Origin of the sequence: Blautia sp. BIOML-A1, from assembly GCF_009883055.1 — a bacterium.
Lineage (GTDB): Bacteria > Bacillota > Clostridia > Lachnospirales > Lachnospiraceae > Blautia_A.
The window spans coordinates 53507-66288 of sequence record NZ_WWVR01000008.1; the positions used below are offsets into that span (position 1 = coordinate 53507).

General features: G+C 42.2%; 9 protein-coding genes. All 9 read right to left on the minus strand.

Annotation, left to right across the window (positions count from 1 at the left end):
* Nucleotides 1–8 precede the first annotated feature (8 nt).
* Nucleotides 9–353 (minus strand): TnpV protein, encoded by a 345-nt coding sequence (locus GT674_RS05630; protein WP_002593326.1) that lies wholly within the window; start codon nt 351–353, stop codon nt 9–11.
* Entirely contained in the window at nt 350–3388 is a 3039-nt protein-coding gene (locus GT674_RS05635; protein WP_442859855.1) for a DUF4368 domain-containing protein, read from the minus strand. The genes GT674_RS05630 and GT674_RS05635 overlap by 4 nt, the downstream gene beginning before the upstream one ends.
* 35 nt (nt 3389–3423) lie before the next feature.
* Nucleotides 3424–3933, minus strand: coding sequence for a PcfB family protein (locus GT674_RS05640; RefSeq protein WP_161284842.1), 510 nt, complete (start codon nt 3931–3933; stop codon nt 3424–3426).
* A complete protein-coding gene (locus GT674_RS05645; RefSeq protein ID WP_158422086.1) occupies nt 3923–4207 on the minus strand; it encodes a hypothetical protein in 285 nt (94 codons plus the stop codon). Before GT674_RS05645 ends, GT674_RS05640 begins: the two co-directional genes overlap by 11 nt.
* On the minus strand, nt 4188–4328 hold the full coding sequence (locus tag GT674_RS17085; RefSeq protein ID WP_173770139.1) for a hypothetical protein: 141 nt from the start codon (nt 4326–4328) through the stop codon (nt 4188–4190). The genes GT674_RS05645 and GT674_RS17085 overlap by 20 nt, the downstream gene beginning before the upstream one ends.
* Before the next feature lie 85 nt (nt 4329–4413).
* Nucleotides 4414–10356, minus strand: coding sequence for a SpaA isopeptide-forming pilin-related protein (locus GT674_RS05650; RefSeq protein WP_161284815.1), 5943 nt, complete (start codon nt 10354–10356; stop codon nt 4414–4416).
* Nucleotides 10357–11027: 671 nt separating this feature from the next.
* Complete coding sequence (locus GT674_RS05655) at nt 11028–11513, minus strand: hypothetical protein (protein ID WP_117639532.1); 486 nt, start codon at nt 11511–11513, stop codon at nt 11028–11030.
* On the minus strand, nt 11506–12066 hold the full coding sequence (locus GT674_RS05660; RefSeq protein ID WP_117639530.1) for a hypothetical protein: 561 nt from the start codon (nt 12064–12066) through the stop codon (nt 11506–11508). Before GT674_RS05660 ends, GT674_RS05655 begins: the two co-directional genes overlap by 8 nt.
* Nucleotides 12067–12150: 84 nt before the next feature.
* Nucleotides 12151–12726 carry a hypothetical protein gene (locus GT674_RS05665; protein WP_158422084.1) on the minus strand — a complete coding sequence of 192 codons (576 nt, stop codon included), beginning with the start codon at nt 12724–12726 and terminating at the stop codon, nt 12151–12153.
* Nucleotides 12727–12782 lie beyond the last annotated feature (56 nt).

Below are 12782 nucleotides of genomic sequence, written 5' to 3' on the forward strand. Positions count from 1 at the left end.
TTCCTCGCTCAATCATAAATCAATTCCACTTTCACAATCTCCTCTGCCTGTGCCTTGCAAGCGTTCATCTGCCGCACCCATTCCATTTGGTTTTCGGCTTTCAGTTGCTCGGTCACGCCGTTTTGCTCTGCCAGTGACCGCACGATCAGCTCCATGCGGTTTCGTGCTGTTTCGTCAATCTCGGCGCAATGCTCAAAGAGCTTGTCGGATAGCACCAGCTCATTGAACAGTATCGGACGGTGCATTTCCAGATACGCCTTGCGAAGTCTGCCGTAGTGTCCGAGGGGCTTGGTCTTGCGGATAATGATGTTTGGGATAAGATAATCGCCGTTCTGTGTGTAAGTGATATTCATGCTGTTTGTACTCCTTTCATCGGCTCTCTCTGCGGTAAACTGCTGACAGGGACGAACACGCCCTTTGCAATGTCCTCCGCACGAATGGCGGCTTTCTTGGCTTCGATTTCTGCCTTTTTCCGCTTTTTGATTTTGTCCTCGTATCGCTTCTGTGCTCCGCTGGCTTTCCGCTTCAAGTAGTTCTGGTGGAGCCTGTCCTTGCGTTCCTCACGCTTGCGGATTTCCTCTAATTCCTCCGGGGTAAGCTCCACTTCGCCAAACGCAGGGGGAACGAAACGACCCACGAAATTGAAGTAAATCTCGACCTCCTGTGTGGTCTGAATACTGCCCTTGCGGTCACGCTCATGCACAAGGATTTTCTCAATAAACTCATTGAGCATGGCAATGGTCAGCTTGTCGAAGTTCTCATATTTGTCAATCAGAGCGATAAAACGGTCAGCGTCCTTTTCGTGCTTCTCATAGCTCTTGATAGCCTTTTCCAGAGCAGAGATTTCAGCGGTAAGCTCGGACTGTTCCTTTTCGTATTGAGCGTCCAGAGTGGCGTATCTGCTGTCGGACAGCTTGCCTAAAATGTTGTCCTCATAGATTTTGCAGAGCAGGACTTCCAGCTCGGAAACTCTCTGCTTTGCTGTGGCAAGGCGTGTGCGCTGTTTTCTGACCTCTGCCGTCTGCTGGCTGGACTGCGCTTCCTGCACCACACGGACAAACTCGGCTCGGTCATGCTTGGCATACTCGGCAATAGCTTTGAGCATTTCGGAAACAAGGGACAGTACCACATCTTCATTGATACGGTGCTGTGTCATGCAGAGCTTTCCAACTGGGACTTTGCTGTATTGGGAACAGGTATATTGAGAAATGCGCTTGCCGTTGTTGGTGCGGTGGACATACATCTTGCCGCCGCAATCGGCACAATAAAGCAAGCCTGTGAGGGGAGCTGCTTCGCCCCAGCCGTCCGGGTAGCGTCTGACATTCCCACGGATTTTCTGCACAAGGTCAAAGGTCTGCTGGTCAATAATGGCTTCGTGCGTATTCTCAAAAATCGTCCATTCGTCCTCCGGGACATAATGGCTTTTCTTGTCCTTGAAGTGCTTTCGGGTCTTGAAATTGATGGTGTGTCCCAGATATTCACGCTTTTCAAGAAGGTTGCAGATGGTGGAAGAACTCCAGCCGTACACATCTTTGAAAGTCTTGTTTTTGTTCACGCCCTCGCCGTGTTGGGCAAGGTAAGCAGACGGAATAAGCACCTTTTCCGATTTCAGTTTGCTGGCGATCTGATACGGACCGTAGCCGTCAATCGTCATGGCAAAGATGCGCTTGACCACATCAGCGGCTTCGGGGTCAACCAACCATTGGTCTCTGGCTTCGTTCCAGAGATAGCCGTAAATGACCGTGCCTGTGAGGTGCTTGCCGGACTTGCCTTTTGACTGGAAAGTGGAACGGATTTTACGGCTGGTGTCTCTGGCGTAATACTCGTTCATAATGTTGCGGAAAGGGGTAAAATCATCGTCCCCTCTGGCACTGTCCACGCCGTCATTGATGGCGATAAGGCGAACGCCACGCTGACGCAGGATTTCCATAATCTGACCGACTTTCAGATAGTCACGACCCATGCGGCTCATGTCCTTGATGCACAAATACTCCACATTCCCGGCTTCCACTTCTTTCATCATTGCTAAAAATCCGGGACGGTCAAAGCAAGTACCACTAATACCATCGTCCGTGAAATGGACAATGTTTGTAAAGCCCTGCCGTGCGGCGAACTCCTCCAACATAGCCTTTTGATTGGAAATGGAATTGCTCTCACGCTGTTGGTCATCATCTTTGCCAAAGTCATCACGGCTCAGTCGTTCGTACAGAGCTGTGATTTTCTCATTTTTTCTCATAACTTGCGCTCCTTTCTTCGGTTTTAGGTTGTGTGTTCTAAGAGACTTCCCAACTGCTTGATTAAGAAGTCTTTTAGAGCATACAACACCTGCCGCCAGTTTGTATTTTTTGTACTGTCGCACAGCAAAGTGTTCCGGGTTTTCTGCCTCCAATTCCTCAAACAGCTCGTCCACCGCATTTTTAAATTCCTCATCATCCTCTCTTGCCTCAGAAGCATTGATAAATTCAAGCAGTGTGGCAAAATTCTGTTCGTCCTCCGGTGCTTCATAATAGATGTACCCAATCAGGGCACAATACAGAAGCCTTTCGGCCTTTACCCAAAAATCTTCGGAAGATTTTTCTCCTTCGCCTTTGGTATTGGCAATGATGGTATTGACCAGCTTTAAGATGTCTTTTTCACTGCGGATATAGCGGAAGGGATTATAATGCATACTTTTTTTGAAATTTATGGTATTCAACACTTTAATCCGGTATGGTTCATAAATAACCTTTCCCTGTTTATCCCTGACTGGCTTGCCGTTTTTCATCTTCGGTGTACCACGGCGGAGCATTTTCCCGCACTCCACCAGAATCGTCCCCTTCGGATCAGTTACAACATAGGAAACATTGGATGGCATCTGCATTAAATTCGGCTTTACATAGAACCTTGTTTTACCGGAACCGGAACCGCCGATAATGATTACATTTTTGTTTCTTGCATATTTAGGCTGTTTCGGGCGGCTGTTCATGGTAAGCCGTTCCGTCTGTGTCAAAAGGATATTATTTTCAAACACTGGATCAATAAAAGGTGCGATGTCTTTCTGGTTTCCCCATCGGGCAGAACCGTATTCCTCTCCCTGCCGGAATTTCTTTGCATTTTTCCCTTTCAGGTACACCATTGCCTTAATCACTACAGTGGTAATCATCCCAACTGCCATATCAAAGATATGGAGACTGAGAATTGGATTTGAGAACGCCATCTGGAAATTCAAAAACAGCACCCCCAGACGTTCTATTGCGGATTCCCCAACACAGAACCGATACAGCCATGCCAGCTTATCTGCCAGGTAAAAAACAATTACATAGGGAATATTCATCATAAGCAGACGTTTCTTATCCACCGCAGGCATCTGTCCGGCAATGTCCTGTCCTATTTTTTTCAAAACTGTCATAACTTCTGACTCCGGCTTCTTTTTATGCTTCCTGCTCAATGTTCCTGCCCCCGATTCTTCTGTTTCATCTTTTCCCTCTGCCTGTGCTTTGCCACACGTTCCATTGCCAAATACAGTTTCTTCCGGACAGATACTTTTTTGCTTTTCTTTAACTGCCATCCGGTATATTCCTTAAAAGCGGCAGTTATGGAATCCACTTCTTTCGCCTTAAAAAAGACATAATATTTCGGAGGTTCTGCCGACCTGTCTTTCTTCAGGCAGTAGTCTATATCATATTTTCTGGCATATTTTTCAAAAGACCGGATATTCCCATCTGTAACCTCAATATTAGAAAGCTCCTGATTGTGTGCTTTCAGTTTTTCCATGCTCTGTTTCCCATGATATACGGTTTCTTTTTTCTGCCCCTTTCCAGAAATTTTTTGCCGCTTTTGGGACTGTTCCATCTTCCTGAGCAGCTTCTGCAGCGATGCTTTTAAAATCTGTGCAGAAATTTTCCCTCCCCGTATACACAAAGACACCACCTTTTCATTTACTTCATCCTGCAAGACAATCACCTTCCTTCTCCCTGACTGCTTTCTTCTGTTTTATTTCCAGCAGAATCTTCTGCAGGCAGTACCCGATGCAAGGAGAATATCTTCCATAAGGGCATCCCTCACAGCACCAAGTCTCCTCTTTCTCTTCAAAAGGTTCCTCCGGCAAAAGCCGATAATAGCATTCTTCTTTGGAACATCCATTCTTCCGGCTATTCCAAAAATAACAGTAAGAGCAGTCCTTTGGCTTATCCTCTGCATATTTCTGATTATCCGCTTTCTTCTGCATCCTGTTTTGCTCTCCTGTCCAATTCTTCCAATCTCCTGTCCTCCTCTGCCCCTACACGAATACAGCAATATAGGCTAACTGCTATGACCACTGCAGCTCCGCCGATAATAATTCCAATCATCTCCATACACCTCTTTCGTCCATCAACAAAAAAACAGGGTGTTTCCAAAATGACCAGCACTTCGGAAACACCCAATATTTCTTTTTTATTTTTTCTTTTTTAACAGGAACAGTGAACCCCCTGTTCCGCACAATGCAAGACCAGCAAGAAGCAGCCACAGCCGTATATTGCTATCATCACCTGTTTTCGGTGTGTCTGTCGGCTTTGAAGGTTCCTGCGGTGTCTGCGGCGTTTCCGAAGGTTTCTTTTCATCCTTCATGGATACCTTCTGAATCTCTCCGGTATCTTTTACAGAAAACTCCACATCCTCCGCTATCAGATATCCTTCCGGTGCTGTTTCCTCTCGCAGTATATAATCTCCAATCGGAAGTTTTTCCATATAATGCGGCTTGTCTGTAGAAGTCCAGCTTTCCACCGCATTTCCATCTTTATCAAGCACCGTCATTTTTGCCCCCGGCAATTCTTTCCCCGAAATATCCGTTTTGGAAATCTCAACCTTTGTCACATCGTCTTTCATTTCCACTTTCTGAACTTCTGCAGTATTTTCAACAGTGAACGTAATACTTTCCGCTGTCACATAACCATCTGCCGGAAGTGTTTCTGTCAGAGTATATTCTTTGCCGACTTCCAGTTCTTTGATAATGTGCGGCTCCGTACCGGATGTCCACTCATCTACCACAGTTCCGTCCTGATCGGTTACTTCCAGTTTTGCACCCGGTAACTCTTCTCCTGTGGTAAGGTCAGATTTTGTGATTTCAAAGATAGTTGCCTCATTTTCAAAGGTGTGCTCAAAAGTAACTTCCGGCACATCCGCTCCAGCATACTCGAAAGTAAATTCTTTTACTTCTTCTGTCGTAACAAAACCTGCAGGTGCTTTTACTTCCTTCACATAGAAGCTGCCACCTACCGGAAGATCTGCAGTAAAGAAGATTTTTCCATCCTTGTCAGTCGCTTTCTGCTCCATAATGGTATCTGCTTTTACAAGCACATCACCGTCAGTATTCTTAATATCTTCTTTGGCACAAAGGGCAAATACGCCGCCCTCCAGCACACGGTCAGAATCTTTCTCTTTTTTGGTTACGATCACTTTTGCTTTCTGACGGCTGTTCTGCCATTCAGAATCGAAAGTTACCACCGGAGTATCCTGATCACGATAAGTCAGATCAATGTCTCTCGGCTCTCCGTCCAACACAAAACCATCGGCTGTTTCTTTTTCTACCACATAGTATTTTCCAAGCGGCAGGTCATCGGTTCTTGCAATGCCAAGTTCATCGGTTTTGATGGTTGCTACCAGTTCATCCTTTTTGTAATAATCATCACTTTCTCCGTCAGCGGCTTTAATATCTTCTCTGGCATAAATTTCAAAGGTAACGTCTTTCAAAGAGCCTGTCACATAACCCCAGATGGAATCCATTGCTCCTGCAACCATGTCATTCCAGCTCACTTCACTTAAGAATTCACCTTTTTTGTTGATGATGATACGTCCAATCGGAACGTCATCCTTCATTTCCACTTTCTGAATCTCTGCAGTATCCGTGATTGTAAATTCCACTTCTTCTGCTTTTAAGTAGCCATATGGCGCAAATTCTTCACGCAGGATATAGGTTTCCCCGACATGCAGACGTTTGATGATATGCGGTTCCCCTTTTACGGAAGTCCATTTATCAATTTCATTTCCATCTTTATCAAGAACCGTTAGAGTTGCACCATCCAGTTCCACGCCTGTGGTAAGGTCAGATTTTCTAAACTCAACCGTTGTAGGCTGATTCTTAAAGATTTCTTTCAGGCGGACAACTTCTACATCCTGACCCTGATAAGAAACAGTCACTTCGATAATCTCATCAGAAGAAACAAATCCGTCCGGTGCCTGTAATTCTTTGATATAGTAGCTTCCAAATGGTAAATTCTGTTCAAAAATTGCTGTTCCATCTTCGCCTGTGACGGCTGTACAAAGCTGCTCATCTGCTTTCACAATCACTTTTCCCCCGGCTTTGATGTCTTCTTTTGCATATAAACCAAACTCTGCTCCGGCGATGGTGCTGCCATTTTCCGCATCCTGTTTTTCCACGGAAATTTCCACTTTCTGACGCTCATTGATGAACTCTACGCTTTCCACCACGGCAGGAGTATCCTGATCCACATAGACAAACTGCACATTCTGCTCTGCTTTCTTATGTACAAAACCATCCGGTGCTGTTTTTTCTACAACCCTGTAATTTCCAAGTGGAAGATTTTTGATTGTGGCACTTCCTGTTTCATCTGTTGTAAGCTCTGCCACCAAAGTATCTTTGGCATACTCTAAAATACGGTTTCCGGCATCGTCTTTCTGAAAATCTGCAGTATAAATATCTTCTGCAGCGTAGATTGCAAAGACTGCTCCGGCAAGGTTTTCCATCTCATATTTGAAGTCCTTTCCGTAGTCTTTCAGAACTTCACCTTTTTTCACTACTGTAAGTTCCCCTTTTACCGGATGATTTTCATAAACCACTTCGATAATGGCATCTCCTGAAACCGGTTCAATCTGATACAGAGTATCGCTATCTACTTTAATTTCCGCATAATTCTTGTTGATGGTATATCCATCGGGCGCTGTCACTTCTTCAATACGATAATGACCGATTTTCAAATTCTGCGGAAGGATTAAATATCCATCAGCATCGGTAAAATAGGATTTATGTACAATAGTAGTCGGATAGGTCGTTACCTGTTCTACATATTTCTCATTATCCATATCGTAAATCTTAAATTCTGTTCCAGCAGCCAGCACTGTTTTCTTTGTTTCATCGTCCTGTTTCGTGATTTTCAATTTGGCAGAAAACTCATCATCCAAAAGCACACGCCATACCTGCGGCTCTGTCGGCTTATGCTCTGTGATTCTTACAATAAAATCATCCACTGGTTTATAATTATGCGGTGTCGTTGTCTCTCTTACCACATAAGTTCCATATGGAAGTGGAATGGATACTGCATAGCCTTTTTTATCGGTAAAGATTTCAGTTGCCCCATTTTCTCCAAGTACCACCGGAGTAACGGAATCAAAGTCATAAGTTCCATCTTCTTTCACAGTTAAAGAAGATACCAGATAAGCAGTAAATCCTGCGCCTTCAAGAAGTGCTGCATCGGTATTCCCGTTATTTGCAGCCTTAATAATCTGGAACGGCTGCTTCTTGACCTGCTCTAAGGATGTACAGCTTCGTTCCACCACAGCCACTAAATCCCCTTCATAATCACAGACAAGATCATATTCATTTTTATCTGTCAGATAACCTGTCGGCGGTGTAATTTCTTTCACAAAATATTTACCGAGATACAGGTTTTCTGCAACTGCTTCCCCTTTTTCATTGGTTGTCAGTGATGCCACCTTATCCCCGGCTTTATAAATCACACCTGTTGCCCCATCCGGATGTACGATATCTTCACGTGCATACAAACCATATACTGCTTTTTCCAATGTGGCATCGCCCTGCGGTTCTGCTTTGTTTGTTTCTGCATCTTTTTTCTTCAGGAAAATCTTTGCTGTCACACGTTCATTTACAAATGTATGGGAGAAAGAAACGTCAGCTTCGCTGTCATTGGTATATGAAAATTTAAAAGAATATATATCTTCTTTATTTCTCTGATACCCGGACGGAGCCTGTTCTTCTTTTACATAGTAAGAATTTCCAATCGGAAGATCCGCTGTAAATATCGCTGTCCCATCCTCACCTGTGACTGCCTTTTCAATCAGAGAACCTTTCTTCACAACCACAATGCCGTCTGCGTTTACAATATCATTTCCGGCATACAAACCGAAAATACCGCCATCCAAAGGTTTTTCTGTATCCTTATCTTTCTTTACCACGGATACTTTTGCTTTCTGTCTGTCATTGATAAAAGTAGTCTCTGAAAATACCGCTTCTGCATTCTGCCCTGCATAAGATAACGTCACTGTCTTTTCTTCTTTTGCGTTATAAAAGTTTTCTGGTGCCTGCATTTCCTTCACAATATAAGTTCCGAGATGGAGATTTTTTAATACTGCCGCACCGTTATCTCCCGTTATCAGATGCTCTTTTACCAGCTCGCCTTTCTTATATACCTGTGCCCCATAAGCGGTCATTATATCCTCTCCTGCATATACAGAATAAACAGCACCTTTTTGTCGGCGTTTCTCATAGCGGAACACAATGCCTTTCTCGCTTAAATCTGCACCCGTCAATACCTGTCCCTCTTTATATACAGTGAGCTCTCCAAGCTGTTCTTTATCCGGAACAGTTACAGAAGTAGACTGATTTGCTACAAGTTTCACATTATATGCGGATGTATTGATACGATACCCGGTTGGTGCCGTAATCTCTTTTAAATATACCGTATCTTGTGTTTTCACAATTTCCACAGAGGCCGTACCGTTCTTATCTGTCTTTGGCATCTCCTTGATAAGCTGTGTACAGTTTTTATCTTTATAAATGCCGAACACTGCACCGGACAGTTTCGCATCCTCTTTTTCAGAATCTACTTTTACAACCTGAACTTTTGCAAGTTCCAGCCATGTAACCTGAAAAGAAGCCGTAGTTTCTTCCTCTATTCCCTCTCCAAAAACCAGTGCCAGATTTTGCGTATCGGAACCTGTGGTAATTTTATAAGCAGAATAATCCTTTGTTATGCTTCCTTTCATCTTTGCAGACCAGTTTTGTCCCACATCTTCCGTCTGGGTCAACGGCGCTGAAAGAAAAAACGTTGTACCTCCTTTTACTACAACATCTGCCCCTGCATTGCTGATTTTTCCTGTGGATACGTTATGAAACTTTACGCCCTTTGGCAGTTTCATGGTAATGGACTGTCTGCTGTCTGCCTGAAACGTTACTTCTTTTGTTCTCTGGATATTTCCATCTACATAAGCAGTTACTTTGTCATCTGAAAATGCCATAGCCGCATCCGGGATTTCCGGCTGGCTGACCGCATAACTATATAATTCTTTTGCCAATGCGATTCCGGTATCATTCGCCCCATAAAAAGCATCTTCACTTCCCTCTGCATAGGATGCCGCAAGATGTGTCACGACAAATCTTTTTCCGGCTGAAAAATCGGGATATTTCTTATCAAAAAAACAATCCTCTCCGCTTGCATTTGTCCCATAATAACACACTTTGGACAATTCTTTGCCGTCTCCCAGTTTTGTAATTTCATATACTCCGCTGCCCGGTCCCGGCTTTGACGGCTGGATGCAGTATGCGGTTGCCGTCACGCTTCCAAACTTTACGGTAAACGGACAAGTCAGGTAGGAACCCAGACCATAGTCTGCATAATAATACCAGCCGCCGGAACTTACCTCTACCTGTGATGAACGCAGCATTTTAGGATTGTATGCAGTAAAAGTAACCGTTTCTCCTTCCTCCAATGCCAAAAGGTCCACATTCCCTGCAATCATATGGTTTTTAAACTGTTCCATAACATCTAAAAGTTTCAGGCCACTTTCCTCATCATAAGTGTCCTGCCCTTTTAATGCTTCTAATGCCTGATTCAGTTCTGTTTCCGAAAGTTTTTTCTTATGCGAGTCCGTCTCGCCTTCCTCTGCATCCTCTCCCCCGGTCTGATCATTTCCGTCAGAATCCTGTGCATTTTTCTCTTTATGGATTTCCGCTGACGGCTCTCTTACCACAATATTTCTTTGCACATGATAAGACGGATGACCACTGACAGGCTCTACAAAATACACTGCATGATACGTATCTGCTTTATTTCCATCAAATGCCTGTCCATTCTGGTTCTTTGCCTCGTGGTACGTGACCTTTACTTTTTCCGGATGAATCTTCATTCCTGAGAAATCACTTTTCACGTCAAAACCCGTTCCTGCTTCTACTTCATAATCTTCCGCCGTTACAATCTCATCTTCAGCAAGGGCACCCTTTACTTTTTCCATGTCAGGATATTCTGCTTCGTAAGCCGCTGGCTCCGCTTCTGCCGCATAAGTGGTAACTGGCTGCATAATAGAAGAAATGATTGTCAATGCCGAGAGAAATCCCGATACGATTCTCTTTGATTTCCCTTTCATTCGCTAAGTACCTCTCTTTCTTTGTTTTTTGCCATTCTAATACTGTCCTGTTTCAAAAATTTTTCCTAAGTTCCCATATCTCTTTACCTCCTTTTTTACTTGTACTGCCCATAACAGTACATGAATACAGGGAACTTCCCTAAGCGGAACTTCCCTGCATGGTATCTACTGTTATACAGCCCGTAACCGGACTGTTTTTTTATTGAGCGTTTTTCCTGTTCTCATCCTGAACCCGTTCCCTGCTCCGGTTTTCTTTCCGCAGCGTTTTCTCCGAAAGGGTGGGCAGAATGCCCACTCCATGCCGGGTATCTATTCAGGCAGGCTATGAAATTATCAAGGTACATATAAAGGGATTTTTGAAATAAGAAAATACCCTCTCACTAATCGCAGGCTGGAGAGGGTAAAAATTGACCGTTTATAGAAATTTTTTGTTATATGGATTTCAAAGAATTGTCAGTGTGTTTTCTATCGCAACAAACACCAGCATTATTAAAGAGAATTGTTAAAACAACACTAGCGTATTTGATACAAAAAACGGGAGAGAACTGCATAAAAAACAATTCTCTCCCGTAATCATTATTCACATTAATTTTTAATTAGCCCAATCAAGATATGTAGAATCAACCAATATACCTCTACTTTCCTTAAATGTGTCTACCAATGTACATTCTTTAGTATTCAGTCTCTTTTTTACATTCATTATATGAATATAACGTATTAAGATAATTATGGTATTTTATAGAATCAGTTTCTATTTCACCAACATCTATTCCATGAAGAATCGTAATATACATTTCAAGCATGGCACAATTACTATATAGTCTATCCGTATCATTATCATACACAACACAAAGAAAAGGTTCTAATGCATATCTGCTATGAAAATACAAATAGAAACTATGGCTTATTTCATTGTCTTTAACTATATAAATATCTGACACATTTAAATTTTTAATTGGTAAAGTTTCCAACGTGGCACGTGTTATAGCGTCCATCTTTTGTATGGATACTTTTTGATATAAAACAAATTTTTTCATAAGAATTTCAAGAACATCTCTTGTTTTCTTATACGGTTTTACAATGCTGTTATTATATTCTCGTTTTAAGTCATTTATAAACGATTCTGTCTCTGGATTTATTAAAACTTTTTTACACATCAACCCATCCACCTATTTCATTAAATTTAATCCAATAATCTTCGTTGTAAAAATAGCATCGGAGATTATTTGTTGAAATATATACACTTTCTTCAGTGTCAGGAATCACGCAAGTACCTATTGAACGATATCCTTGTGTTGCAGATAATCCATCAATAAGAAAACCTTTACTATAATATTGTGAATCACCTACAATATATAGGTTATCAGCCCTTAACGCTTGAACCGCATTAGAACCTTGCCAACGAATATAAATCGTATATAAGGTAGGAATTCCACCAGTTCTTCCACTCAGGACACATGTTACCGTTGTAAAGCCACTACGAAGTTGCCCTGAATAGTTACCGTTTTCATCCAAAAACAGACGTCCATCAAATGTCGTAGAAGGTCCATCGAGAGACATTATATCAGCATTCGTATTTGTCTCTATGTCGGAAGCAAATACTGTTTCAAAATTTATCGACAACAACAAACAACAAGCCAAAAATATGCTCATTACTTTTCTAATTTTTTTCATATCCATCTTTATATGGTTTTTATTAAATCTGAACATTATCGCTACCTCCAATCGTAGAATTATCAGTTGTTATTCTTTACATTAAGCATACGTATATTTATCTTTTTCAAAGAAAATAACCTACTGAACAAATTTTAATGTATCAAAGTCAATCTCTGGTACCGTAACTGCTCTTCCTGCACTTTTGGCAGCACTTAAATAGATATAGTCATTCACAATCCATCCCGGACAACCGATTGAGCTGTCAGACACCTGCCACCAAATATAGTTTTCATTCAAAGAATAATTATCATTTAACAAAACCCAATCTTTTCTGGTTTCATACAATAACCCATTAATTACTCCGGAAGTGCTCGGTGTGTTTCTTAAACGAACACCATTTCCTTTTACATATGCGAGATAGTAATATTCTTTTGACTTCATCAGTGTCTTCACATCTGGATTTTCTTCCCAGATTTTTTCAATCTCATTCTGATCTGTGATAATTTCAAGATCGGCAAATACTTCGTTTTGGTCTAAATACTTTTGAATTCTGGGATTCTCTGAAACAATTTCATTAATGGTTTCTTTGTCAGTCACAACTTCTAAATTTGCAAAGGGCTCTTTAACTTTCTCTGCCGCAAATGCAGTCACAGAACTGGTTACTACAACACAACAACAAATGAATAAACCACATAAACGCTTAATTTTTCTCATATTTCTTTCTCCTAATGTGGTGCATGTGAATATGCAAACTGCCAATCAGAAAGACT